Consider the following 25,483-nt stretch of genomic DNA (forward strand, 5'->3'; position numbering starts at 1 on the left):
CCCAGGCGGGGGATCCCGCAGGACCAATGCCACGGCAGCCATGACGATGATCAGCGCGATGTCGTAGCTGGCGACTGTGTAGGTCCACCAGGCGGCATCGGTCGATTGCGTGTCGCTCAGCAAGTGCGCGAGTGCGAGGACCGGGCCCGTGGCCAGGAGCACGTACCCGAGGCGAACGAGGCGTCGATGAGTTCGCACAGGATCGAGCGGGTGGGTTCCGGCGCGGGTCATTGGAAGATCGCTCCGATCGTGAGGAAACTGGCGATGGCGAGGAGGGCGACGGCGATCGTCGCGGCTGTGATGAAGAACGTGAGATTCCGCAATGGGTTCTTGGGCTTGTTCATGAGAAGTCTTGGAGCGCGGGGCTTTGTCGGTATCCGCCCCCCTATTGGGCGGGGCTGAGGACGGTCGTGCCGTTTGTGGAGATCTCGACGATGCCACGGTCGTCAACGAGGATGATGCGCTCGTCGATGACGGAGAGGGCTTGCACGGCGCCGCGCAGCGATTCCAGCTGCTGCCAGGCACCGCTTTCGTCCTGTGACCACAGGACGCCGTCCGTACCAGCACCAAGAAGGGTGCCGTCCGTGCGCGCCTCCAGGGCGTACAGGACAGGGGCCGCATCGACGGGCGTGAAGGTGTTGCCGCCGTCGGTGCTGAGGAGGAGGCCTTCTTCGGCGGCGGCGTACACGCCGGATTCGGTGGCGGCGAGATCAGCGGCGCCGAGGGGTGCACGCTCTGTCCAGGTGCTTCCCTCGTCGGTGCTGGTGAGTAGGTTCACCTGACTGGAAGGGATGCCGTACAGGACGCCGTCGGGTCCTGCGGTCAGGACGTGGAAGTCGGTGGTCCCGTTGAGGGCGATCGGGGACCAGGAGTTCCCGTAGTCGTCGCTGCGGATGATGCCGAGGTTCGGGGCTCCCAGTTCAGGCGGGGTGTCTTCCCCGGGGTGTCCGGACGCGAACAGCGTGTCTTTCCAGGCGATGAATCCCATGGCGTCGAAATCGTGTCCGCCGATCGGGCCGGAGATCTTCCCGCCGGGGTCGAGGGTGAAGATGCCGTTGTGCGTGGCGATGAGCAGGTCATCGCCACGTGGGTCTTCGGCGATGCCGTGGATGTGGTCGATGCGGGGTGCCGAGTCGGGGTTTCCGAGCGGTGTTGCGGTGCAGCCGGTGGCGATGACGGCGAGGGCGGTCACCGTGGCAGTGGCGAGAAGGAGTGAGCGTTTCATGATGGCTTCCGGTGGCGGCCGCGGGACGGCCTGGCTTCGCGGCGCGCGGCAGGAGCGCACCGACATGTAATGGATGTCGAGGGCGTGGCAAAGAGGTGGCCGGTGAGGGCGGGCCGAACGTTTCTGGGCCCGCCCGAGTCGGGTCCTAGAGCTGTTCCAGGAGTTCCTGCATTGTGGCGATCTCTGCGGTCTGATCGTCGATCACTTGCTGGGCGAGGTCGAGGACGTCCGGGCTCTGCGCGTCGTCAAGGGCAGTTTGCGCCATGTCGACGGCACCTTCGTGGTGCACGATCATCTGTTCGAGGAACAGACGGCTGGCCTCGGCGGCGTCTGCGTTCTCCAGCAGGGTCATGTCTTCTTCGGACATCATGCTGTCGTCACCGCCCATTGACCCATGGTCCATGCCGCCCATGGAGTCAGGGTCGTAGTCCACGCCCCAGTCTTCGAGCCATCCGAGCATCTTGTCGATTTCGGGACCCTGCGCTGCTTTGATCTGTTCGGCGAGCTCGACCACGCGTGGGTCTGCCCCGTCCTTGGCGAGCAGGATGTCGGCCATCTCGATGGCCTGCTGGTGATGCGGGATCATCATCGTGACGAACATCTCATCCGCCTCAGTCGCCTGTGAGGTCGACGACTGCGACGGGGAGGTGGTCTCGCTGGACGGCGCGGTGCCGCTGTCCGCGCAGCCGCTGAGCGCCAGCGCGAGTGTCAGAATGCCGGTGCTGACAGCGAGGGCGATCTTCTTGTTCATGATTGTTCCTTCGATAAGTCGTATGAGGGTTCGCAAATAACGGCGCCAGGCGGCGCCACGAAACCGACCGTCCGGGTCGGCGGCGACTACTCAGGTGCGACTTATCGAAAGGAACGTGAGCGAGGGAGCCCGCGGAAAAACACCGGTCGCACCCCATCTCACCAGGCTCATCGCTCGGTGAAGGGGCAGGCCGCGACCGTGGATCAGCGTCGGAGGAAGCAGCAGCAGGAGGCCGGCGAGTAGCGCGAGCACGCAGGCCGTCAGCATGTCGTTGTGGCCCTGGTCGGGCCCGGTGCTTACGTGACAGGGCCCATCGCAGGCGGTGCCCATCACGTCAGGGGCGTGCTCATCGCCGGCTGCGGATGTTGAGTGGGTGAGCCCGGGCGATCCGTGCCCGGCTGGTTCGGCGGTGAAGGTGTGCATGGCCAGCAGCCCGACGATGACCATGAGCGTGGCCGCGCCGAGCATCAACAGCGCGCGCAGCGACAACTGCGGGCGTGCGCTGCGAAACGCGACATGCATGCGGGGACCCTCCACTCTGCTCAGGATGCTAACACCGCAGACTATGCGCCTCTGATTCCCGGCTACGTGCCCGTCACCGCGTCCGGGCGCAGATCCAGTCGGCGCAGCAGCTGTGCATTGAGGGCGACCACGATGGTCGACAGAGACATCAGCAGCGCACCCACTGACATGGGCAACACGAACCCGATCGGGGCGAGCACGCCAGCCGCGAGGGGGACGGAGAGCAGGTTGTAGCCGGCGGCCCACCAGAGGTTCTGTTTCATCTTCCGGTAGCTGGCCCGCGACAGCTCGATCACCGACAGCACCGAACGGGGGTCGTCGCTGGCGAGGATGACGCCCGCGGACGCGATCGCGACATCCGTTCCCGCGCCGATGGCGATACCGACGTCGGCCTGCGCGAGCGCGGGGGCATCGTTGACACCGTCTCCAACCATCGCGACCTTGCGGCCTTCGCCCTGAAGCTCTTTCACCTTCGAGGCCTTGTCCTCCGGTCGGACTCCGGCGAAGTAGCGGTCGATGCTGAGTTCGCTCGCGACCGAGGCGGCAACCGCGTCGGCGTCACCGGTGATCATGACCACCTGCACGCCGCGCTCATGGAGGGCGTCGACGGCGTGACGCGACTCCGAGCGGATCTCATCCGCCAAACGCAGCGCTCCGGCGACCTGGCCGTCGACGAGCACGTGGAGGATGATCGCCCCCTCATCGCGCCATTCGTCGGCGACCGGCAGCTCGGAGGCGTGCTCCTGCTCGAGCATGTACGGGCCACCGACCTGCACGATGCGTCGATCGACACGTGCACGCACCCCAACCGCCGGGGAAGATTCGAAGTCGGAGGAGGAATAGACCGTGAGAGTCTTCTCCTTCGCCGCGTTCACGATCGCGCGAGCGAGCGGGTGCTCGGAGTCTGCTTCCGCGGCCGCCGCCCACGCCAGCAACTGATCAGGGTCGGTTCCGGAGACGGGGTCGATCGCGGTCACAGCGGGAGTGCCCTTGGTGAGCGTGCCGGTCTTGTCGAACAGGACGGTATCGACGGTGCGCATGCTCTCCAGCGCGAGACGATCCTTGATCAGAACGCCTCCACGCGCGGCCCTCTCGGTCGCGATCGACACGACGAGCGGAATCGCCAGGCCCAGAGCGTGCGGGCAGGCGATTACCAGCACGGTGATCGTGCGGATCACTGCGGCGTCGGGCAGGCCGACGACCGTCCAGACGATCGCGGTGATGGCGGCAGCGCCGAGTGCGAACCAGAACAGCCACCCTGCCGCCTTATCTGCGAGTCGCTGCGCTCGTGAGGATGAGTTCTGCGCCTCGGTCACCAGTTTCTGGATCCCGGCGAGAGCAGTGTCTTCACCGATTGCGGTGATCTCGACCCGGACCCCGGAATCGGTGGCGACGGTGCCGGCGATGACTTGGTCGCCGTCGCTGCGACGTACCGGGCGCGATTCGCCGGTGATCATCGACTCGTCCATGCTGGCCGAGCCCTGCACGATCCTCCCGTCCGCGGGCACCCGCCCACCCGGGCGCACCACCACGATGTCACCCACCTGCAGATCAGACGGGGCGACCGTCACGGTCGTATCTCCCTCGATCTTCTCCGCCTCGTCGGGCAGCAACGCAGCCAGGGAATCCAACGCTGAGGTCGTCTGTGCGAGCGAACGCATTTCTATCCAGTGACCGAGCAGCATGATCACGATTAGCAGCGCCAGCTCCCACCAGAAGTCCAGCTCGTGATGCAGCAGCCCGAGGCTCGCACCCCAGGATGCGAGGAACGCCACAGTGATCGCCAGGGCGATCAGCAGCATCATGCCGGGCTTACGGGCACGCAGCTCACTCACCGCGCCGGTGAGGAACGGGGCACCACCCCACACGTACATGACCGTCCCGAGAACCGGGGATACCCACCCGATCCACGCGGCCTCCGGCAGCGGGTACCCGAGCAGCATCGAGAACATCATCGAGAACCCGACAACAGGGACCGCGAGGATCAGCATGATCCAGAACAATCGCCGGAACTGGCCCACGTGATCGCCGTGGCCGGCGTGGCGGGCGTGGCCCTCGTGACCGCTGTGACCGGCGTGTTCTTGAGGAGCGCCGTGATCGTGGCTCATCGCCGCGTGGTCATGCTGCGCTGTCGGCGCACCGCCGTGATTCTCGTGTCCAGTGTGATGGGTGTGTTCGTCGTGCTGGCTCATCGGAAACCCTTGCTCGGATGCGCCCGGGGATGACCCGGGCGCGGACGGATAGTGGGTCAGGCGTGACCGGTCGCGAGGCTGTAGCCGGCCTCTTCGACCGCAGCCCTCACGGCAGCGGGATCGACAGGGGATGCGCTGTGGATCGTCACTCGGGACGGGCCGCCAGTGTTCAGGTCGACGGTGACGGACGCGACACCGTCCAGGGCGCTCAGTTCCTCACTGACGCTCGACACACAGTGTGAGCACGTCATCCCGGTGACCAGGACATCCTCCGAGACCGGGGTCGTGACAGGAGTGGATGCTTCGGTGTTCGATGGAGCGGCGCAGCACGCGCAACCAGCGTTCGCGTCCTTCAGTCCAAGTTCGATGCGGTCAGTCATGGTGAGTTCCTCCCAAGTAGTTTGACGAGTGGTTATGAACGGACCAGGCGAGCGATGGCATCGTTTGCTTCGCGGACGTTCTCCGCGGCAACCTCGCCACCCTCAGCGCTTGCCTGGGCGACGCAATGACTCAGATGGTCGCTGAGAAGCGACAACGCCACAGTTTCAAGCGCCTTCGTGGCCGCAGCGACCTGCGTCAGGATGTCGATGCAGTACTTGTCCTCATCGACCATCCGAGAGATACCCCGCACCTGACCCTCAACCCGACTCAATCGCTTACGCAGATCCGCCTTGTTGTCGGTGTAACCGTTCATGCTCACAAGATACCCCCTAGGGGTATCCTACTCAACGGGTGCCGGTCTATTCCCGAAAGGCAGCCTTGATACCCGGGTCGTCTTTGGCGCCGCCGGCCAGGCGTCGACGATGCCGCAAGTGATGCCCGCCCAGGCGAGCGTCTCGAACCGGTGGAAGCCGTTTGAGGATGCATGAAGACGGCGGTAAACTGTACATCGCACAATGTATAGTCATCGTATGCTGACTATTTCAGATCGACTTGACGTGATGAACCGGCTCGGGCGGGCGATGGCTGACCCTACTCGTTCGCGCATCCTGCTGACCCTTCTTGACGGACCGAGCTACCCGGCGGTGTTGTCTCGGGAGCTGGGGCTGTCTCGTTCCAACGTCTCGAATCACCTGACGTGTTTGCGCGGGTGCGGGATCGTGGTGGCTGAGCCCGAGGGGCGGCAGACTCGCTACGAGGTCGCAGACCCACACCTTGCCCGCGCCTTGACGGCGCTGGTTGACGTGACGCTCGCGGTCGATGAGAGTGTGCCGTGCATGGACCCGGACTGTGGGGTCGAAGGATGCGTGGCGGGGGAGTTGCGGGCGTGAGCTCGGTCACGGGTTCGCACGTCGAGCATGTCGACCTCGACGACGATGATGACGATGACCGGCCGTGGTACCGGAGCCCGGGCGTTCTGATCCCGATTTTCTCCGGCGTGGTGTTCGGCGCCGGCCTGGTGTGCGAGTGGACCGGCGCAGAGGCCGCGGGCCTGGTGCTGTTCTGGGTGGCTCTGTTGTTGGGTGCGTCGACTTTCGTTCCGGGTGCGCTGCGCAAGCTGTTCGCGAAGCGAAAGCTCGGGATCGGACTGTTGATGACGATCAGCGCTACCGGTGCAGTCATCCTCGGCTACGTCGAGGAAGCCGCGGCGTTGGCGTTCCTGTACTCCATCGCGGAAGCGCTGGAGGACAGGGCCATGGACCGTGCACGCGCGGGCTTGCGGGCGTTGTTGAAGCTCGTACCCGAAACCGCACTCGTCAAGAGAGGCGACGCGACGTCCGAAGTGGAGGCGAAGGATCTGCGCGTGGGAGACGTGCTCGTGGTGCGCCCGGGTGAACGGGTAGCCACAGACGGCATTGTGCGGACTGGGCGGAGCAGCCTGGATACCTCAGCGATCACGGGCGAGTCGATCCCGGTCGACGTCGATCCCGGCAACGAAGTCTCTGCCGGGTCGATCAACACCACAGGCGTTCTCGAAATCGAGGCGACCGCTGCTGGCACCGACAACTCGCTGACGACGATCGTCGAGCTGGTCGAGCAGGCGCAAGCTGAGAAGGGCGACCGGGCGCGACTGGCTGACCGGATCGCCCGTCCTCTCGTTCCCGGAGTGATGATCCTCGCGGTTCTGGTCGGTGTGCTCGGTTCGCTCCTGACTGGCGATCCTGAGCTGTGGATCACCCGCGCCTTGGTCGTGCTGGTCGCCGCGTCCCCGTGCGCCCTGGCGATCGCTGTTCCGCTCACCGTCGTAGCCGCGATCGGTGCAGCATCGAAGTTTGGTGTGGTGGTGAAGTCCGGGGCCGCGTTCGAGAGGTTTGGTGGGATCCGCCATCTCGCTGTCGACAAGACCGGCACCCTGACCCGCAATGAGCCCACCGTGGCCCGCGTCGTCACCGTCGCGGGGACGACCGAGGACGATGTGCTCGCGTGGGCGGCGAGCTTGGAGGGTCACAGTACGCACCCCCTGGCTGCTGCGATCACCACCGCCGTTTCCGAGGCCCGAACCGCGGAGGCCGTCAGTGAGACTGCCGGGCACGGCATCTCTGGCACGCTCGACGGTGCCCGTATCGCGGTGGGTAGCCCGCGCTGGCTGGACGCCGGTTCGCTGGACGGCGAGGTGCAGGCAATGGAATCCGAGGGGATGACTGTGGTTATCGTGCACCGCAACGACCAGCCTGTTGGCGCGGTAGGAGTGCGTGATGAGCTGCGCCCTGAAGTTCCCGATGTCATCGCAACCCTCACCCGACGTGGAATCGCGGTGACAATGCTCACCGGCGACAACGCTCGCACCGCCGCAGCTCTGGCCGCACAGGCCGGGATCAGCGATGTGCGCGCCGAGCTACGCCCCGAGGATAAAGCTGCCGCTGTCGCAGCACTGTCGAAGTCGCAACCCACGGCCATGATCGGGGACGGCATCAACGACGCCCCCGCGCTGGCTTCCGCGGACTTGGGAATCGCGATGGGAGCGAAGGGCGCGGATGCCGCGATCGAGTCGGCCGATGTTGCGTTCACTGGACATGACCAGCGCCTTATCCCGCAGGCACTGGAACACGCACGCCGTGGCCGCAACATCATCAATCAGAACGTTGTGCTGTCCATCGCGATCATCGCGGTGCTGTTGCCCTTGGCGATTACCGGATACCTAGGTCTGGCAGCCGTCGTCCTTGTTCACGAGGTCGCAGAGGTTGTCGTTATCCTCAACGGGCTCCGAGCGGCGCGACGGAGAAAGGCATGACCCGGCCCGATGACGGAATCACTCTCGGCAGAGCCACTCGTGGGGACGCGACGAGTTCGCCCGACCGAGCGTCCGCGCGAAGCCGATTGCTGCGGTTCCTACTCGCAGTAGGTGTCGCAGCGGTCGCCGTCTGGGTCGACCAAGGCACGAAGGCACTCGCCCTTGCACGGCTCAGCGAGGCCGACCGAGTCCCCATCCTCGGAGACTGGCTCGGGCTGCAGCTCGCGTTCAACCCTGGCACCGTGATGTCTCTCGGCGCCGACGCGACCTGGCTCCTGACCGTCTTGGCCGCTGCCGCATCCATCGCGCTGCTCATCGCCGCGACGCGCGCCCGAACGGCTGGGTGGGCGATCGCGATCGGACTCCTGTGGGGAGGCGCGGTTGGCAACCTGCTGGACCGCTTGCTCGCTCCGCCCGGATTCGGTCGCGGTCACGTCACCGACTTCCTGGCCTACGGCAACCTCTTCATCGGCAACCTTGCCGACGTCATCCTCGGCGTCGGCGTGGGACTTGGCTTGTTGCTCTATCTCCGGAAAGCGAACACATGATTCTCTCTGTCCTCCAAGCGATCGGTCTGTTCCTAGCCACGAACATCGACGACATCATCGTGTTGTCCCTATTCTTCGCCCGCGGCGCGGGGCAACGCGGCACGACAACTCGAATCCTGGCGGGTCAGTACCTGGGATTCGTCGGCATTCTCGGCGCTGCCGTACTCGTTTCCCTCGGCGCCGGAGCCTTCCTTCCGCCCGAGGTCATTCCATACTTCGGCCTCATCCCGCTGGCGTTAGGACTATGGGCAGCTTGGCAAGCATGGCGTCGCCGGCACGACGATGACGACGATGAGGCGAAGATCGAAGGCAAGAAGGTTGCTGTCTGGGCCGTAGCTGGGGTCACCTTCGCTAACGGCGGTGACAACATCGGCGTCTACGTCCCCGTTTTCCTCAACGTCGGACCCGCGGCGGTGGTCGCATACTGCGTCGTGTTCCTCGCGCTCGTTGCTGTGCTCGTCATCGTGGCCAAGTTCATCGCCACGCGACGTCCGATCGCCGAGATCTTGGAACGTTGGGAACACGTCCTGTTCCCCCTCGTCCTCATCGGGCTCGGTGTATTCATCCTGATCAGCGGAGGAGCATTCGGGCTCTGAGACCGGCGCAACAACGTCAAACAGGCTGACTGCCCCCTGCCGTAAACGATCGTTTTCGGCCGGGTCGACGACCTCCCTCGGCAGAGGCGCGACACACCGCGCATCGACCCACCGAAACCCCCTGCCGAAACCGAATCGACCGAAACCCCTCGCGCAGCGTTTTCGGCAGCACCCGCGAAAGCCTCGATCGAACACGGCCGCGGCAGCGATACGGCAGCCGTCAGCCGACGACGCGGCTCGTCGTCGTCGAGCGTCCGCGGAATTCCGCCACCACATCATCCGTCTCGTCGCGCACGGTCACGTCGTACAGGCCGCCGGTGCGGCCGCTGACCGTGCGCCGCACAGCGGTGGCCCGCAGCGTCTGACCGGCGGTCGTCGACTTCAAGAATGTGATGTCGGCGCCGGCGGCGACGGTCACCCGCTCGTCTTCGTTGCAGGCGATCGCGAACGCCGTGTCGGCGAGCGCGAACACCAGCCCGCCGTGGGCGATCGCGAAGCCGTTGAGCATGTCGTCGCGCACGAGCATTGACACGACGGCGCGGCCCGGCTCGTCGGCCTCGACCACCATGCCGAGCATCGCCGACGCCGCATCGCGCCGCATCATCTCCCTCACACCGACACGACCTCGGCCGCCGGCTGCTTGCTGACCAGGGTCAGCACGTCGTAGGTCGCGACGATCTCGTCGTCCTGGTTGCGGATCACCGCGTCCCAGCGCACCTCGCCGTACTCGTCGGTCTCGCGCGGAGTGATCTGCTTCGCCGTCAGCTCGACACGGATGCTGTCGCCCGGCGACACCGGCGTGACGAACCGCAGGTTCTCGAGCCCGTAGTTCGCCAGAACCGGACCCGGCTCAGGGTCCACGAACAGCCCTGCCGCCCACGACACGAGCAGATAGCCGTGCGCGACGCGGCCGGGGAAGAACGGGTTGGCCGCCGCGGAGTCCTCGTCCATGTGGGCGTAGAACGTGTCGCCGGTGAAGTGCGCGAAGGTCTCGATGTCGTCGAGAGTGACCTCTCGGGCATCCGACGCGACCTGGTCGCCGATACGCAGCTCGGCCAATGATTTGCGGAACGGATGTCGGTCGCCGGTGCGCGTTGACGCGCCCGCGTGCCACACGCCGGTCAGCGTGGTGAGCATCTCGGGCGAGCCCTGCACGGCCGTGCGCTGCATGTGGTGCAGAACGGCGCGGATGCCGCCGAGCTCCTCGCCGCCTCCCGCCCGCCCCGGTCCGCCGTGCACGAGCCCCGGCAGGGGAGAGCCGTGCCCGGTGGACGATCGGGCATCGTCGCGGTCGAGCAGCAGCATCCGGCCGTTGAACGGCGCGATGCGCGTCGCCAACTCGACCGCCTGCGCGGGGTCGTGCGTGGCGATGCTCGTGACGAGCGACCCGCCACCGCGGGCGACCAGATCCGCGGCCTCGGCGGTGGTGGAATACGTGAGCAGTGACGAGACGGGCCCGAACGCCTCGACATCGTGCACGGCCTCGGCGCTCGCTTCGTCGAAGCGCAGCAGCAGCGGCGCCACGAAAGCCCCGTCAGGTGCCGGGCCCGCCGACCCGTCGGCATGCCGCACGGCGGGCGCATCGGTCGAGCCGACCACGACGCGGCCGCCGGCATCCCGCAGCTTCTGCACCTGGCGCAGCACCTCCTCGCGCTGCGCGGTCGAGGCGAGCGGTCCCATCGTTACGCCCTCGGCGCGCGGGTCGCCGAGCACCGTCTTCTCCGCGATGCGCGCGCGCACGGCCTCGATCACATCGTCGGCCGCCGCCGCCGGCACGATCGCGCGGCGGATGGCTGTGCACTTCTGCCCTGCCTTCGTGGTCATCTCCACCACCAGCTGGCGCACGTAGGCGTCGAACTCGGGCGTGCCGGCGACGGCATCCGTGCCCAGCACCGACGCGTTGATCGAGTCGGTCTCGGCGGTGAAGCGCACCCCGCCGGTCTGCACGGCGGCGTGCTGCCGCAGCGCCTCGGCGGTCGACGCGCTGCCGGTGAACCCGACCAGATCGCCCAGCCGCAGGTGATCGAACAGATCGGGCACGCTGCCGCTGACCAGCTGCAGCGACCCCTTGGGCAGCAGCCCCGACTCGACGAGAATGCGCACCATCGCCTCGGCGAGATATCCAGTCGGCGTGGCGGGCTTCACCAGCGTCGGCATACCGGCGAGGAACGCCGGGGCGAGCTTCTCCAGAGACCCCCACACGGGAAAGTTGAACGCGTTGATCTGCACGGCGACGCCCGGCAGCGTCGTGTACACGTGCCGACCGAGGAAGCTGCCGTCCTTCGAGAGCGGCTCCACCGGGCCGTCGACGTGCACGCGGCTGTTCGGCAGCTCGCGGCGGCCCTTGCCCGAATACGAGAACAGCACGCCGATACCGCCGTCGATATCGACCCACGAGTCGGCCTTCGTCGCGCCGGTGCGTGCCGAAAGCGCGTACAGCTCGTCCTTGCGCTCGGTGAGCGCCAGGGCGAACTGCTTGAGCAGCAGCGCGCGCTGGTGAAAGGTCAGCTCGGCGAGACTCGCGTGACCGGTGGTTCGCGCGTACTCGAGGGCGCCGGCCAGATCGAGCCCCTCGGTCGATACCCGGGTGATGATGTCGCCGGTGGACGCGTCGCGGACGTCGGTGCCCGGCGCTCCGGCGGACGGCGTCCACCACTCGCCCTGGACGTAGCTCGGCAGAAAGTCGGTCATCTCTCCTCGTTCCACACGTAGAACCCCTCGCCGCTCTTGCGGCCCAGCTTTCCGGCATCCACCATCTGCCGCAGCAGCCGCGGCGGCTCGAACCGCGGCCCGAGCTCCCGCGCGAGCTCCTCGGCGATGCCGAGGCGCACGTCGAGCCCGACGACGTCGGTCGTGCGCAGCGGACCCATCGGATGCCGATACCCCAGCTCCATGGCCGCGTCGATGTCGCCGGCATCTCCGACGCCCTCCTCGAGCATCCGGATCGCCTCCAAGCCCAGCAGCACGCCGAGGCGGCTCGACGCGAAACCGGGGGAGTCGCGGATCACCACGGGCGTCTTCCGCAGCGTCGCGATCCATTCGCGCGCGGCGTCGACGACGGCGCGTTCCGTGCGCGACCCGACCACGATCTCCACGAGCGCAGAGGCGGGCACCGGGTTGAAGAAGTGCAGGCCGAGGAACCGCTCGGGCCGCTCGAGCGAGGCGGCGAGCTCGTCGATCGAGATCGACGACGTGTTCGTGGCGAGCACGGCGTCGGTCGCGACGATCTGCTCGATGTGCGCCAGCGCCTGCGCCTTCAGCGTGCGATCCTCGGGCACGGCCTCGATCACCAGGCCGACGCCCGCGAAGGTGACGGGGTCGGTGTGCGCGGCGAACGACTCGATCACCGGGCGCGGCTCGACGAGGTCGCCACGGCGCACGGAGTTCTCGATGCTCGTCAGCACGCGCCTGCGCGCCGCCTCGGCGGACTCTTCGTCCCGCTCGACGAGCCGCACCCGCGCCCCGGCGAGCAGGAACGCGTGCGCGATACCGGCGCCCATGCGCCCGCCGCCGAGCACGCCGACGGTTCCCGGTACGCTCATCGCCTCTCCTTCTCGAGTCGCTGCGACCGGCGCTCGAGGAACGCCGTCATGCGTCGGCGCTTCTCATCGCTGTCGAACAGCTCGGCCTGCAGCTCGAGCTCGATCGCCGGATGCTGATCAGCGGGCGCGAGCAGGGCGCGCTTGGTGAGCTCGGTGGCCCGCGCGCCGTTCGCGCAGATGCGGTCGGCGACGGCGTGCGCCGCGTCGAGCAGCTCGTCGGGTTCGTGCAGCGACGACAGCAGCCCCCACCCGAGGGCCTCGTCGGCGTCGATGATCCGCCCGGTGAGCAGCAGCTCGCTCGCCCGGGCGTGCCCGATGATCTCGGGAAGGCGCCAGGTGGCGCCGGCGGCGGCGATGATGCCGAGCCCCGTCTCGGGGTTGCCGAAGCGCACCCGCGATGTGCCGATGCGGATGTCTGCGGCGTAGGCGAGCTCGGCCCCGCCGCCCAGGGCGAAGCCGTCGACTGCGGCGATGACCGGCATCGGCAGTTCGCGGATGCGACGGAAGACGGTCGAGTTGATCCCGCGCCGCGCGTCGTCGGCGGTGCGATCACGCAACTGGCGGATGTCCGCTCCCGACGCGAAGACGCCGTCCCCACCGGTGATGATGAGCACCCGCGGCGTGTTCTCGAGATCAGCGCACACGGCGTGCAGCTCGTCGACCATGCTCTGGTCGATCGCGTTGCGCACGGCAGGACGGTCGAGCATCACGACCATCCGGTCGCCGCGCGTCTCGACCCGCAGCGTCTCAGCCATCGACGCGCTCCACGATCATCGCCGTGCCCTGGCCGACGCCGACGCACATCGTCGCGAGCCCGTACCGCACGCCCTCGCGCTCCATGCGGCCGAGCAGCGTGACCAGCAGGCGCGAGCCGCTGGAGCCGAGCGGATGCCCGAGGGCGATCGCCCCGCCGTCGGAGTTGACGATCTCGGGGTCGAGCCCCAGACGGCGGATACACGCCAGCGACTGCGACGCGAACGCCTCGTTCAGCTCGACCGCGCCGATGTCGGCCACGGCGAGGCCGGCCTTCTGCAGCGCCTTCTCAGTCGCGGGAACCGGGCCGAGACCCATGATCTCGGGCGCCAGGGCCGCGGTGGCCGAGGCCACGATGCGCGCCCGCGGGCGCAGTCCGTGCCGGGCGACGGCATCCGCCCCCGCGACGATGATCGCCGAGGCGCCGTCGTTGAGCGAGCTCGCGTTGCCGGCGGTCACCACCTCGCCACCCGCGACGACCGGCCGCAACGCGGCCAGGGCCTCGAGCGACGTCTCCCGGCGCGGGCCCTCGTCGGTGTCGACGACGCCGCGGCTCGTCCTGACCGGAACGATTTCGGCGGCGAGGCGCCCCGCGTCGATGGCCGCGAGGGCGCGCTCGTGGCTGCGCAGCGCGAACGCATCGGCATCCGCCCTGCTGACCCCGTCGACCCGCGCGACCTCCTCTGCCGTCTCGGGCATCGAGAAGGTCGCCTTCTCTCTGGCCAGCAGGCGGCGATTCGGGAAGCGCCACCCGATAGACGTGTCGTAGGCGTCGCCGGGCTTGCCCCACGCGCGCTCGGGCTTGGCCTGCACCCAGGGTGCACGCGTCATCGACTCGACACCGCCCGCCACCATCAGGTCGACGTCGCCCGCTCGGATCGCGTGCGAGGCCAGCGCGACCGCCGTCATCCCCGACGCGCACAGACGGTTGACGGTGAATCCAGGGATGCCGTCTGGCAGGCCCGCCAGCAGCACCGCCATGCGGGCGACGTTGCGGTTGTCCTCACCGGCCTGGTTCGCCGCCCCCAGGATGACCTCGTCGATGGCATCCGCCCGCACGCCGGCCCGGCGGACGACCTCTCCGACGACGAGCGCGGCGAGGTCGTCGGGGCGGATGCCGGAGAGGGCGCCGCCGTACCGGCCCACCGGGGTGCGCACGCCGCCGACGAGATAGGCCTCGGACATCGTCATCCTCTCCATCGCGGCCGACGATCCATTACAGACCGATCGTTCAGGAATACGATTCCAGATCGCTCACCGTATGGCAACCGCCGCACTCGCAGGCGCGCCATCGGAGGGTTCGCGATCGATCTTGACAACGGCAGGGGCTCCGAGCAGATTCGACCATGACAGAGCACGTTCCCGTGCTGGTCCGCACCCTGAGGATCGAAGGAGATCGCAGCATGAAGAAGCTCATCAACAAGCCCGAGGACGTGCTCGTCGAATCGCTGCGAGGTGTGGCGGCCGCCCACCCCGAGCTGTCGGTCGACCTCGAGACGCACGTGATCACCCGTGCGACGCCGAAAGAGCAGGGCAAGGTCGCCGTCGTCTCGGGCGGCGGGTCGGGCCACGAGCCGCTGCACGGCGGCTACGTCGGAATCGGGATGCTGGACGCCGCCGTCGCCGGAGAGGTGTTCACCTCGCCGACACCCGACCGCGTGCAGGCCGCGACCAAGGCGGTCGACCGCGGCGCCGGCGTGCTGCACATCGTGAAGAACTACACCGGCGACGTGCTGAACTTCGAGATGGCCGCGGAGCTCGCCGAGATGGAGGGGATCGAGGTCGGCACGGTGGTCGTCGACGACGACGTCGCCGTGCAGGACTCGCTGTACACCGCCGGACGCCGCGGCGTCGGCCTGACCGTGCTGCTGGAGAAGATCGTGGGCGCCGCTGCCGAGGAGGGGCAGGATCTCGCTGCAGTCGTCGCGCTCGCGAAGAAGGTCAACGCACAGGGCCGGTCTATGGGCATGGCTCTCACGAGCTGCACGGTGCCCGCGGCGGGCAAGCCCACGTTCGATCTGCCCGACGACCAGATGGAGATCGGCATCGGCATCCACGGCGAGCCCGGGCGGCATCGCGAACCGCTCGCCCCGGCATCCGACATCGCCCGCCTGCTCGTCGAGCCGGTCCTCGCCGACCTCGATCTCGCCGGCCCCGCGATCGTCATGCTCAACGGCATGGGCGCGACTCCGCAGATCGAGCTGTATCTGATGTACGCCGAGGTCGCCGCGCTGCTCGAGAAGGCGGGCGTGCAGATCGTGCGCAACCTCGTGGGCAACTACATCACCTCGCTCGACATGGCCGGCTGCTCGGTCACCGTGCTGAAGGCCGACGACGAGATCCTGCGGCTGTGGGATGCGCCCGTCGTCACCCCGGGCCTGCGCTGGGGCGCCTGACCCGGCCGGCGCCGCGCTGACACCGACATCCGACCGCCCTCGCCACCCAGGAGCACGTATGACCTCGACCATCGACACCGCCGCCCTGCACGACTGGATCTCCCGCTTCGCCGCCGCCATGAACGACAAGCGTGACTGGCTCACCGAGCTCGACTCGGCCATCGGCGACGCCGACCACGGCGCCAACATGGCTCGCGGCATGACGGCGGTCGTCGACAAGCTCGGCGCCGGCGCGCCCGAGACGATCGACGAGCTGCTCAAGGGGGTCGGGATGACGCTGGTCAGCTCTGTGGGCGGTGCGAGCGGACCGCTGTACGGCACGTTCTTCCTGCGCATGGGCATGACCGCGGGGGCTGTGTCGAGTCTCGACTCCGCAGCGCTCGCGCGCGCGCTTCGCGCGGGGCTCGAGGGCGTCGTCGCTCGCGGCAAGCCCGAGGCAGGCGACAAGACGATGTACGACGCGATGGCCCCCGCCGTCGACGCGCTCGACTCGGCGCTCGCCGACGGGGCCGACGTGCGAGCCGCGCTGGCTGCCGCGGCGGGCGCCGCCGCCGTCGGGCGAGACGCCACGCTGCCGCTCGTCGCCCGCAAGGGCCGCGCAAGCTACCTCGGCGAACGCAGCGCCGGTCACCTCGATCCCGGTGCGGCATCGACCGCGATCCTGTTCGAGACTCTCGCCGCGGCCGCGCCGGGCGCCGACGGATGATCGGGATCGTCGCCGTCTCGCACAGCGCGCGGCTCGGCGAGGCGGCGCTCGAGCTCGCGCTGCAGATGGTGCACGTCGACGCACCTCCGGTGCGCGTGGCCGCAGGGGCGGGCTCTGACGGCGACGGCAAACCGATCCTCGGAACGGATGCCATGGCCGTGGCCGCTGCCATCGACGACCTGGCTGCCGAGTGCGACGGCGTGCTCGTGCTCATGGATCTGGGTTCTGCGGTGATGAGCGCGGAGCTCGCCCTGGAGTTCCGAACCAGCGACGTGCCGGTGCGCCTGGCGCCGGCACCCTTCGTAGAGGGGCTGCTGGCCGCGGTCGTGGCGGCCGCCGCCGGAGGCGCACTCGACGCGGTGGCCGAAGAAGCTGCGGTGGCCCTGGCGGGGAAGACCGCTCAGCTGCAGCCAACTGCGCCCGTCGAGGCCGTCCCGGAAGAGCGCGATCAGGACAAGGCCGCACCGCCGGGTCGTGAGAGCGCACGGATCACTCGGCGGGTGCGCGTGCGCAACCCGCTCGGCATCCACGCCCGGCCCGCCGCGCTCATCGCCGAGACGTCGGCCGGAGCGGATGTGCGCCTGCGCAGGCTGCCCGACGGCCCGGATGCGTCGGCGGGAAGCCTCAGCCGGCTGCTCGTGCTCGGCGCGCGTCGCGGCGACGAGATCGAGCTCTCGGCTGCGGACGACCACGTGCTCGATGCGCTCGCCGCACTGTTCGAGAACGGATTCGGCGAGGGCGTCGACGACGCTCCCGCCGGCGCGGGCCCTGCTTCCGACGAGCCGGTCTCCGCGACCGAACGTTCTGCACCTGCCGCGCCGGCGTCTGCCGCGCCGGCACCTGCTGCGCCGGCAGCTCTCGCCCCGGCACCTGTCCCGCCGGGGACGACGCTGCGCGGGCGCGGTGTGAGCGCCGGAGTCGCCGCGGCGCCCGTCGTCACTCTCGCTCCGCCGGTGCCCGAGCCCGACGCGGCGGCTGTCATCGCCGTAGGCGGGCGCGAGACCGAGGCGTCCAGCATCGACCGGGCCTGCCTCGCCGTCGCGGCCGACCTGCGCTCCCGCGCCGCCGCCGCGTCCGGCGACGCACACGACATCCTCGAGGCGTCTGCGCTGCTGGCATCCGACCCTGATCTCATCGCCGACGCGACGGCACTGGTCCGCGACGCTGGGCGCAGCGCCGCGCGCGCGATCTGGGAGGTCGCGGCGGCGCAGCAGAAAGCGCTGGAGGCGCTGGGCGGGCGCACGGCCGAGCGCGTCGCCGACGTGCGCGATGTGAGAGACCGCATCGTCGCAGAGATCCTCGGGCTCGCCTCTCCCGGCGTGCCGCAGCGCGATGAGCCGTTCGTGCTCGTCGCGCGCGACCTGTCTCCCGCCGACACGGCCGCGCTGCACGGCGGACGGTGCGTGGCGCTCGTCACCGAACAGGGCGGTCCGACCTCGCACACCGCGATCATCGCCCGCTCTCTCGGCCTGCCCGCCGTGGTCGGCGTCATCGGCGCGACGGGCCTCTCGCCCGACACCACCGTGCTCGTCGACGGCGACCGCGGCACCGTCGAGGTCGATCCGGAACCCGCGCGCATCGACGCAGCGACGCGGGCGGCCGTCGTGACCCCCTTCAACGGAACCGGGCGGCTGGCCGACGGATCGCGCCTGCCGCTGCTCGCCAACGTCGGCGGAGCGGCGGATGCCGAGACTGCCGCCGCAGCGGGTGCCGAGGGCATCGGGCTGTTCCGCACCGAGTTCTGCTTTCTCGACCGCACCGACGCGCCCACGGTCGCCGAGCAGGTGGCTGCCTATCGGGGTGTGCTCTCGGCTTTCCCCGGACGCAAGGTGGTGGTGCGGACACTCGACGCGGGCAGCGACAAGCCGCTGCCCTTCGCGAACGCCGACGACGAGCAGAACCCGGCGCTCGGGGTGCGCGGACTGCGCATCGCGCGACGCTCGCCGCAGCTGCTCGACGATCAGCTGCGTGCACTGGCCGAAGCGGCGTCGGCGGAATCCGCGCTCGTCGAGGTGATGGCCCCGATGGTCGCCTCGGCCGACGAGGCGCGCGACTTCGCCGCGAGAGCCCGGGGCTTCGGCCTCGAGCGCGTGGGCGTGATGATCGAGACCCCGTCGGCGGCGCTGCTCGCCGCCGAGATGTTCGAGGTCGTCGACTTCGTCAGCCTCGGCACAAACGACCTCGCGCAGTACACCCTCGCCGCGGACCGGCTGCTGGGCGAGTTGGGCGACCTCAACGACCCGTGGCAGCCGGCCGTGCTGCGTCTGATCGGCATGGTCGGGTCGGCCGGGCGCGCGGCGAATCGCGCGGTCGGCGTGTGCGGCGAGGCAGGCGGAGATCCCACGCTCGCACCCGTGCTTATGGGACTCGGGGTCACGAGCCTGTCGATGACCCCGCGCTCGCTCGGCCGGGTCGCCGCAGCGCTCGCGGCAGTGACGCCGGAGCAGTGCCGTCGCGTGGCTGGGGCGGCGTCGGCCGCCGCGACCGCTGCGGAGGCGCGCTCTGCGGCAGCCGCCGCCCTCGAACGCTGACCGCGCCGCGTGCACGCTGGTGTGCGTGCACTGGTTCATCGCGGCGCGGCGGTGCACGTGCGCCGGTCGCTGTGCTGGTGCGCGTGCGCTGGTTCGCATGCGCTAGTGACGTGCGCCGGCTGGCTGCGCCCCGACCGCACGCCGCGCACAGGCGCCGGTCGGCTCAGAGCCGCCCGAACGCCCGCAGCGGATGCTCGATCAGCTCGACCACGCGGCGCAGGAACCCGGCGGCGTAGCCGCCGTCGCAGACGCGGTGGTCGAAGACCAGCGACAGCTGGGCGATGCGGCGTGCGACGATCTGCCCGTCCACGACCCAGGGCCGCTCGATCATGCGGCCGACACCCATGATCGCGACCTCGGGATGATTGATGATCGCCGCCGAGCCGTCGACCCCCAGGCTCCCGTAGTTGTTGAGCGTGAACGTCGACCCGCGCAGTCGGTCGGCGGGCATCCGCCCCGCTCTGGCGGTCGCCGCCAGCTCGCGCAGCTGAGCGTCGAGCTCGTCGACGGTGAGCTCGTGCGCCCCGGCGATCACGGGCACCATCAGGCCGCGCTCGGTGTCGGCGGCGACGCCGAGGTTCACCCCGTCGAACGTGACGATCTCGGATGCGTCGTCGCTCAGACGGGAGGCCAGCAGAGGGAAGTCGGCGAGGGCCATCAGCGTGAACCGCGCGACGAGGGCTGTGAGCGACGGGGCGCGTTCGCCGTCGGGCGCCATCTGCGAGCGCGCCTGGAACAGCTCGGTGGCGTCGACGTCGACCCACACCGTGGCCTCCGGGATCTCGGCGCGGCTGCGGCTCAGCGTCGCGCTGATCGCCTTCCGCATCGGCGAGAGCCGCTCGCGGGAGGCGACGGTGAGACCGACGACCCCGACCACGCCGCCGCCGTCGGTCGCGCCGGCTCCGTCGGTCGCGCCGTCGGACGGCCGCGCCCGCGTCCCGGACGCCTGCCCGTGCGATCCGGATGCCTGCCCCCGCGGCTCCGGGCTGCGGGGCCCGCGATGCTCGACGCTCTGCTCACCGTCGAGCATCGCCGCGGCCCGCAGCACGTCGGCGCGGGTGACCGCACCGTCGGCGCCCGTCGGGTCGATCCGACCCACGTCGACACCCAGATCACGAGCCAGTCGCCGCACGATCGGGGAGCGCACCGCCACCGTGCGCGGTGCGGCCTTCTCGACGGCACGGGATGTCGCCGCGTGTGTGGGCTCTTCGCGTGATGTCGCGGAGCCTTCGGCGAGGTGCCGTGCTCTCGGCGGAAGAGGGGGAGAGGCCAGGGCTGAACCGGATGCCCGCGGACGGCGACGGCCAGACGAGACGCGCTCGGTGGTGCCGTAGCCGATCAGGACGTTGCCCGACCCGGCACGCTCCTCGGTGCGATAGGCATCCTTCTCAGCATCCGACTGCGCACCATCCGGCTGCGCACCATGCGACTGCGCAGCATCCGACTGCGAACCGTCCGGCGGTACACCGGCGACGGATTCGTCGCTGATTCCGTCTGCCACCTCCAGCACCGGCGCACCCACCGCGATCACGTCGCCGGCTTCGCCGTGCAGCGCCGTGACCACGCCCGCGAACGGCGAGGGCAGCTCGACGACGCTCTTCGCCGTCTCGACCTCGGCGATCGCCTGATCGGTGGTGATCGTGTCGCCGACCTGCACCAGCCACTGCACGAGGCCCGCTTCGGTGAGCCCCTCGCCGAGATCCGGCAGGCGGAACACGCGCGCTGTCGCGGTCGTCATCGGGGCGCCTCCTCATCGTCGGGGTAGAGCGAGTCGATGGCGTCGAGTACGCGGTCGGCATCGGGCAGGTACCAGTGCTCGAGCTTGGGTGGCGCGTACGGGGTGTCGAAGCCGGTCACACGGCGCACCGGCGCTTCGAGGTGCTCGAAGCACCGCTCGAAGACGCGCGCCTGGATCTCGCTCGCGACGCTCGCGTACCCGGGCGCTTCGGCGACGACGACTGCGCGTCCGGTGGCGCGCACGGAGGCCGTGACCGTCGCATCATCGAACGGCGACAGCGAGCGCACATCGATGACCTGGATGCTCCGGCCCTCCGCCGCAGCGATCTCGGCAGCCTCGAGGGCCACCGGAACCATCGCGGCGTAGGCCAGCACTGTCACGTCGGTGCCCTCGCGCGCGATCCGGGCGGTGCCGAGTTCGGCCGTGATCGAGGTGTCGACCTCGCCCTTCGTCCAGTACAGCTTCTTCGGCTCGAGGAAGATCACCGGATCGGGCGAGGCAATCGCCGCACGCAGCAGCGAGTACGCATCCTGCGGGGTGGACGGCGAGACGACGGTGAGCCCGGGGGTGTGCGCGTAGTACGCCTCCGACGAATCGCAGTGGTGCTCGACCCCGCCAATGCCGCCGCCGAACGGGATGCGGATCACCAGCGGCATCCGCATCGATCCGCGCGTGCGGTTGCCGAACTTCGCGACCTGACTGACGATCTGCTCGAACGCCGGCAGCGCGAACGCGTCGAACTGCATCTCGACGATCGGACGCATGCCGTTCATGGCCATGCCGACAGCGGTGCCGACGATGCCGGCCTCGGCGAGTGGAGTGTCGAAGCAGCGGTCGTCGCCGAAGCGCTCGGCGAGCCCGTCGGTGATGCGGAAGACGCCGCCCAACGCGCCGACGTCCTCGCCGTAGACGACGACGGCCGGATCGTCCTGGATGGCGTCGGCGAGGGCGCGATTGAGAGCAGCGGCCATGGTCATCGTGCCGACGACGCGAGCAGTGGGCTCGTCGATGCTGAGGTCGGATGCGATGCTCATGGCCGTGCTCCCGTCTCCGTCAGGGCATTCCGTTCGATCTCGCTCTGCAGCATCCGCCACTGCTCCGCGAGCTGTGGCGACCGTTCGGCGGTGACGAAGCGGAACAGATCCTCCGGGTCGAGGTCGGCATCGGCGTTCAGCGCGGTGCGCAGCTCTGCGGCGATGCTCTCCGCGTCGGCCGCGATGCGCCGCTCGTCATCGTCCGACAGCGCGCCCCGGGCGGTGAGATGCGCGCGCAGGCGAGTGAGGGGATCCCGCTCGACCCACGCCTGCACCTCGTCGCGCTCGCGATAGCGCGTGTCGTCGTCGGCGTTGGTGTGCGCCTGCATGCGATAGGTGTGCGCCTCGACCAGCGAGGGGCCGCCCCCGCTGCGGGCGCGCTCGACAGCCTCGCCGAGCACCGCGAGCAGGGCGGCGACGTCGTTGCCGTCGACGCGCTCGCCGGGCATCCCGTAGCCGATCGCCTTGTGTGCGAGCGAGGGTGCCGCGCTCTGGCGTGCGAGCGGCACCGAGATGGCGAACTCGTTGTTCTGCACGAAGAAGACGACGGGAGCGTGGAACACGGCGGCGAAGTTCATCGCCTCGTGGAAGTCGCCCTCGCTGGTGGCGCCGTCGCCGCACAGGGCGAGCACGACGGTGTCCTCGCCGCGGTGCCGTGCCGCCTGCGCGAAGCCGACCGCGTGCAGCAGCTGCGTCGCCAGGGGCGTCGCCTGCGGGGCGACGTGGTGCTCGGCCGGGTCGTACCCGCTGTGCCAGTCGCCGGCCAGCAGAACCATCGCCTCCGCCGGCGAAACGCCTCGCCCGATGATCGCGACGGCGTCGCGGTAGGTGGGGAAGAGCCAGTCCCGCTCGTCGAGCACGAGAGCGGCGGCCGCCTGGCAGGCCTCCTGGCCGTGCGAGGACGGATAGACGGCCAGTCGACCCTGGCGCACGAGGGCGCTGGCCTGGTCGTTGATCCGACGACCCTCGACCAGCGCGCGGTAGGCGTCGCGCAGCCGGTCGACGTCGGGCGCGGTGTAGTGGTCGTCGTCGATCCCGTTGCCGCGCGGATCGATCAGACGCACGGGGATCTCTCGGGGGAGCAGGTCGTCTCGCATCATCCGGTTCGCCTTCCTTGCCGAACGTGGTGCCCCCAGGATGCCCTCGACTGGTCAGCCGTCCAACGGATCGAGCGGAATATTGAACGTTCGTTCTGTAGGGAGCCATTCAGGTGTCAGAATGTCAGCATCCACTGACGGAACGGACGGTGCTCGATGGCTGAGCTCGATGCCACGGATCGCGCGATCCTCGCCGAGCTGCGCCGTGACGCGCGGGCGTCGATGACGCACATCGCCGAGAGCGTGCACATCTCCCGTGCGGGCGCGCACGCGCGCATCAAGCGGCTCACCGAGCAGGGTGTGATCGCCGGATACACGGTGCGCACCGATCCCGTGCAGCTCGGGCACCACGCATCCGCCTACGTCATGCTCGCCATAGAGCAGGCGAGCTGGCAGGAGGTGCAGACCCGGCTGCGCGCGATTCCCGAGGTCGAGCACATGGCTCTCGTCGGCGGCGACTTCGACGTGATCCTGCTCGTGCGCGCGAGCGACGCCCGCGACCTGCGGCGCGTCGTGCTGGAGGACATCCAGGCGATCCCGTCGATCCGGTCGACCCGCACGACGCTGATCTTCGAGGACTTCACGCGGGAGTGATCACTCAGCCGATCGTGAGCCGCAGGCCGTCCGGGTCGGCTTTCACGATCACGCGGGTCAGATCATCGACGGCATGCGTCGCCCCGAACGCCGCAGCGTGCGCGCCGACGCCGATCACCCGCATCCCCGCTGCGAGGCCTGCCTGCACCCCGGCCTCGGAGTCCTCGAACACGATGCAGTCGGCCGGGTCGACGCCCAGCTGCGCGGCGGCCGCCAGGAACCCCTCGGGGTGCGGCTTGGAATCGGTGACGCTCTCGGCGGTGATCGCGAGCGCGGGCACGGTGAGACCGGCGGCCTGCATCCTGGCGGTCATCAGCGCTACGTTCGCGGACGTGACGATGGCGTGGGGCACCGGGCTCAGAGCGGCGAGGAATGCCGCCGCGCCCGCGATCTCGACGACCCCGTCGACGTCGGCGCTCTCGCGCGCGAGCATCTCCTGATTCTCGGCCAGGTTGATGGCGTGGTCGCGGTCAGGAAGCAGTAGGGCCATGCTCTGGTGGCCCTGGCGGCCGTGCACGGTCCGCAGCACGACATCCGGGTCGATCCCGTGCGGCTTCGCCCACTCCAGCCACAGCCGCTCGACCACTGCGGTCGAGTCGACGAGGGTGCCGTCCATGTCGAGCAGGACGGCGCGGGCGTGCAAGATCATGGTCATGTGCCCAGCGTAGGCCGAGTCATCGGCGCCAGATCGCCGGTTTCGGCATCGGTCCGGCAAGACGCTCCAGCGCCGCGGCGAGCGAGATGATCGCCGCCTCGCCGCCCGGTCGACCGATCAGTTGCACGCTGACCGGATGCCCCGACGCGTCGGTGGTGACCGGGACGACGATCGCGGGAAGGCCCGCCACGTTGACGAAGCTGCTGTACGGCGCATACCGCACCTGCTGCGAGAACCCATGCTCCGGGTCGTCGCGATCGAACCAGCCGACCGGCTGCGGAGGCAGCGCCAGCGCAGGGGTGAGCACGGCGTCGAACGGGTCGAACGCCGTGATCGTCTCCTGCTCGAAGACGGACGCCGCAGCCAGAGCCTGCAGCACCTCGGAGCCCGTCAGCCTGCGCCCCTCACGCACGAGCCAGGCGGTGATCGGCTCGACGAGCTCGAGCTCCTGCTCGGTCAGCGTCATCCTGGCAGCGCTCGTGCGCCAGAGCGTGGTGAACAGCTCGGCGTAGCCGCGCGGATGCCACTCGAATCCGTCGACGCCGTGCCCGGCATCCGACAGCAGCGTCGCGGCCACCTCGACAGCGCGAGCGGCTTCGGGATCGAGGCGGATGTCGTCGGCGTCGTCCCACGGCGAGACCGTGGTCACCCCGATCCTGGCCGGAGTCGACGATGCCGTCGCGGCGGAGACGAACGGCTCCGACGCGAGAGCGCGCGTCGCGAAGCGATGCGGTCGCCCTCCGCACTGCACGTCGAGCAGCAGCGCTGCATCCGCCACCGAACGGGCTATCGGCCCCGCGACCGGCAGTCCACCCGGGCTGTCGAGGCCTGAGGCGAACGGCACCCGCCCACGAGACGGCTTGATCCCGACGACGCCCACCGTGGCTGCCGGAATGCGGATCGAGCCGCCTCCGTCGGAACCAGGTGCGAGAGGGAGCAGACCCGCGGCGACTGCCGCGGCGGCGCCGCCGCTGGAGCCTCCCGCGCCGTTCGCGAGGTTCCACGGATCGCGGGTGGGCGGGCCGATCAGCGTCTCGGTGTATCCGGTCAGCCCGAACTCCGGCGTGCTGGTCTTGCCGAGGCTGATTCCGCCCGCCTCGTCGAGCACCGCGGCCTGATCCGCAGTCGTCGTCGGAACGTGATCGCGGTGCAGCCGAGAACCCGAACGCATCGGCACACCCGCGCGCGCGACGAGGTCCTTGTCGGCGAAGGGCAGCCCCCACAGGGCGCCGGCCGGCTCGGTCCCCGACAATGCGGCAGCCCGTGCGCAGGCGGCTTCGCCTGTGACTTCGACGAACGCACCGACCTCCTCGTCGCACCGGGCGATGCGCGCCAGGTAGTGGGCGACGAGCTCTGACGGAGAGAACTCCCCGGCGCGCAATCCGGCGAGCTGCTCGATAGCGCTCAGATCGTGCAGGTCGGTCATGGGTT

24 protein-coding genes are annotated in these 25,483 nt (G+C 69.4%); 8 read left to right on the forward strand and 16 right to left on the reverse strand.

Annotated elements, in window-relative coordinates; genetic code table 11:
• Positions 1 to 385: 385 nt before the first annotated feature.
• From V2S05_RS00225 to V2S05_RS00250, 6 genes are all read right to left on the reverse strand, one after another.
• The gene (locus V2S05_RS00225; RefSeq protein WP_413633244.1) at positions 386 to 1,291 is read right to left on the reverse strand and encodes a F510_1955 family glycosylhydrolase; all 906 of its coding nucleotides are present in this window, start codon (positions 1,289 to 1,291) and stop codon (positions 386 to 388) included.
• Positions 1,292 to 1,370: 79 nt separating this feature from the next.
• Complete coding sequence (locus tag V2S05_RS00230) at positions 1,371 to 1,976, reverse strand: DUF305 domain-containing protein (protein ID WP_413633245.1); 606 nt, start codon at positions 1,974 to 1,976, stop codon at positions 1,371 to 1,373.
• A gap of 90 nt (positions 1,977 to 2,066) precedes the next feature.
• Positions 2,067 to 2,498 (reverse strand): DUF6153 family protein, encoded by a 432-nt coding sequence (locus V2S05_RS00235; protein WP_053548206.1) that lies wholly within the window; start codon positions 2,496 to 2,498, stop codon positions 2,067 to 2,069.
• A gap of 62 nt (positions 2,499 to 2,560) precedes the next feature.
• Positions 2,561 to 4,690, reverse strand: a complete 2,130-nt coding sequence (locus tag V2S05_RS00240; protein WP_053548205.1) for a heavy metal translocating P-type ATPase — start codon at positions 4,688 to 4,690, stop codon at positions 2,561 to 2,563.
• A gap of 56 nt (positions 4,691 to 4,746) precedes the next feature.
• The gene (locus tag V2S05_RS00245; RefSeq protein ID WP_155048972.1) at positions 4,747 to 5,070 is read right to left on the reverse strand and encodes a heavy-metal-associated domain-containing protein; all 324 of its coding nucleotides are present in this window, start codon (positions 5,068 to 5,070) and stop codon (positions 4,747 to 4,749) included.
• 32 nt (positions 5,071 to 5,102) lie between these two features.
• The gene (locus V2S05_RS00250) at positions 5,103 to 5,384 is read right to left on the reverse strand and encodes a metal-sensitive transcriptional regulator (protein WP_413633248.1); all 282 of its coding nucleotides are present in this window, start codon (positions 5,382 to 5,384) and stop codon (positions 5,103 to 5,105) included.
• Between the two features lie 217 nt (positions 5,385 to 5,601).
• On the opposite strand from V2S05_RS00250, the gene cmtR reads away from it, so the two are divergent.
• From cmtR to V2S05_RS00270, 4 genes are read left to right on the forward strand one after another with little or no spacing between them, the layout of a single operon-like run.
• Positions 5,602 to 5,961, forward strand: a complete 360-nt coding sequence (gene cmtR / locus V2S05_RS00255; protein ID WP_053548253.1) for a Cd(II)/Pb(II)-sensing metalloregulatory transcriptional regulator CmtR — start codon at positions 5,602 to 5,604, stop codon at positions 5,959 to 5,961.
• A complete protein-coding gene (locus V2S05_RS00260) occupies positions 5,958 to 7,862 on the forward strand; it encodes a heavy metal translocating P-type ATPase (RefSeq protein ID WP_413633250.1) in 1,905 nt (634 codons plus the stop codon). Before cmtR ends, V2S05_RS00260 begins: the two co-directional genes overlap by 4 nt.
• On the forward strand, positions 7,859 to 8,410 hold the full coding sequence (locus V2S05_RS00265; RefSeq protein WP_082334722.1) for a signal peptidase II: 552 nt from the start codon (positions 7,859 to 7,861) through the stop codon (positions 8,408 to 8,410). Before V2S05_RS00260 ends, V2S05_RS00265 begins: the two co-directional genes overlap by 4 nt.
• Complete coding sequence (locus V2S05_RS00270; RefSeq protein ID WP_053548203.1) at positions 8,407 to 9,006, forward strand: cadmium resistance transporter; 600 nt, start codon at positions 8,407 to 8,409, stop codon at positions 9,004 to 9,006. Before V2S05_RS00265 ends, V2S05_RS00270 begins: the two co-directional genes overlap by 4 nt.
• Before the next feature lie 220 nt (positions 9,007 to 9,226).
• Here V2S05_RS00270 and paaI read toward each other — a convergent pair whose 3' ends face one another.
• From paaI to V2S05_RS00295, 5 genes are read right to left on the reverse strand one after another with little or no spacing between them, the layout of a single operon-like run.
• A complete protein-coding gene (paaI, locus tag V2S05_RS00275; RefSeq protein WP_413633252.1) occupies positions 9,227 to 9,610 on the reverse strand; it encodes a hydroxyphenylacetyl-CoA thioesterase PaaI in 384 nt (127 codons plus the stop codon).
• A gap of 5 nt (positions 9,611 to 9,615) precedes the next feature.
• Positions 9,616 to 11,697, reverse strand: coding sequence for a phenylacetic acid degradation bifunctional protein PaaZ (paaZ, locus tag V2S05_RS00280; protein WP_413633253.1), 2,082 nt, complete (start codon positions 11,695 to 11,697; stop codon positions 9,616 to 9,618).
• Entirely contained in the window at positions 11,694 to 12,548 is an 855-nt protein-coding gene (locus tag V2S05_RS00285; RefSeq protein ID WP_413633254.1) for a 3-hydroxyacyl-CoA dehydrogenase family protein, read from the reverse strand. Before V2S05_RS00285 ends, paaZ begins: the two co-directional genes overlap by 4 nt.
• The gene (locus V2S05_RS00290) at positions 12,545 to 13,303 is read right to left on the reverse strand and encodes an enoyl-CoA hydratase/isomerase family protein (RefSeq protein ID WP_413633255.1); all 759 of its coding nucleotides are present in this window, start codon (positions 13,301 to 13,303) and stop codon (positions 12,545 to 12,547) included. The genes V2S05_RS00285 and V2S05_RS00290 overlap by 4 nt, the downstream gene beginning before the upstream one ends.
• Entirely contained in the window at positions 13,296 to 14,486 is a 1,191-nt protein-coding gene (locus V2S05_RS00295) for a thiolase family protein (protein WP_413633256.1), read from the reverse strand. The genes V2S05_RS00290 and V2S05_RS00295 overlap by 8 nt, the downstream gene beginning before the upstream one ends.
• Positions 14,487 to 14,704: 218 nt before the next feature.
• On the opposite strand from V2S05_RS00295, the gene dhaK reads away from it, so the two are divergent.
• From dhaK to ptsP, 3 genes are read left to right on the forward strand one after another with little or no spacing between them, the layout of a single operon-like run.
• Complete coding sequence (dhaK, locus tag V2S05_RS00300) at positions 14,705 to 15,697, forward strand: dihydroxyacetone kinase subunit DhaK (RefSeq protein WP_413633258.1); 993 nt, start codon at positions 14,705 to 14,707, stop codon at positions 15,695 to 15,697.
• 58 nt (positions 15,698 to 15,755) lie between these two features.
• Entirely contained in the window at positions 15,756 to 16,403 is a 648-nt protein-coding gene (gene dhaL, locus V2S05_RS00305; protein WP_413633260.1) for a dihydroxyacetone kinase subunit DhaL, read from the forward strand.
• Positions 16,400 to 18,934 carry a phosphoenolpyruvate--protein phosphotransferase gene (gene ptsP, locus V2S05_RS00310; RefSeq protein ID WP_413633261.1) on the forward strand — a complete coding sequence of 845 codons (2,535 nt, stop codon included), beginning with the start codon at positions 16,400 to 16,402 and terminating at the stop codon, positions 18,932 to 18,934. The genes dhaL and ptsP overlap by 4 nt, the downstream gene beginning before the upstream one ends.
• Before the next feature lie 163 nt (positions 18,935 to 19,097).
• On the opposite strand, the gene V2S05_RS00315 is transcribed toward ptsP, so the two are convergent.
• The 3 genes from V2S05_RS00315 to pdhA are packed head-to-tail and all read right to left on the reverse strand — an operon-like array spanning position 19,098 to position 22,806.
• Positions 19,098 to 20,672: a dihydrolipoamide acetyltransferase family protein gene (locus V2S05_RS00315; RefSeq protein ID WP_413633263.1), complete on the reverse strand. Its 1,575-nt coding sequence runs from the start codon at positions 20,670 to 20,672 to the stop codon at positions 19,098 to 19,100.
• Positions 20,669 to 21,706, reverse strand: a complete 1,038-nt coding sequence (locus V2S05_RS00320; RefSeq protein ID WP_413633264.1) for an alpha-ketoacid dehydrogenase subunit beta — start codon at positions 21,704 to 21,706, stop codon at positions 20,669 to 20,671. Before V2S05_RS00320 ends, V2S05_RS00315 begins: the two co-directional genes overlap by 4 nt.
• The gene (gene pdhA, locus V2S05_RS00325; RefSeq protein ID WP_413633265.1) at positions 21,703 to 22,806 is read right to left on the reverse strand and encodes a pyruvate dehydrogenase (acetyl-transferring) E1 component subunit alpha; all 1,104 of its coding nucleotides are present in this window, start codon (positions 22,804 to 22,806) and stop codon (positions 21,703 to 21,705) included. Before pdhA ends, V2S05_RS00320 begins: the two co-directional genes overlap by 4 nt.
• Before the next feature lie 153 nt (positions 22,807 to 22,959).
• Between pdhA and V2S05_RS00330 the strand changes: the two genes are divergently transcribed.
• Positions 22,960 to 23,397, forward strand: coding sequence for an Lrp/AsnC family transcriptional regulator (locus V2S05_RS00330; RefSeq protein WP_271638277.1), 438 nt, complete (start codon positions 22,960 to 22,962; stop codon positions 23,395 to 23,397).
• A 4-nt stretch (positions 23,398 to 23,401) separates the two neighbouring features.
• On the opposite strand, the gene V2S05_RS00335 is transcribed toward V2S05_RS00330, so the two are convergent.
• Positions 23,402 to 24,052 carry an HAD-IA family hydrolase gene (locus V2S05_RS00335; protein ID WP_413633267.1) on the reverse strand — a complete coding sequence of 217 codons (651 nt, stop codon included), beginning with the start codon at positions 24,050 to 24,052 and terminating at the stop codon, positions 23,402 to 23,404.
• 19 nt (positions 24,053 to 24,071) lie between these two features.
• A complete protein-coding gene (locus tag V2S05_RS00340) occupies positions 24,072 to 25,478 on the reverse strand; it encodes an amidase (protein ID WP_413633269.1) in 1,407 nt (468 codons plus the stop codon).
• Positions 25,479 to 25,483: the final 5 nt, after the last annotated feature.

Origin of the sequence: Microbacterium sp. OR16 (assembly GCF_047306725.1) — a bacterium.
GTDB lineage: Bacteria > Actinomycetota > Actinomycetes > Actinomycetales > Microbacteriaceae > Microbacterium.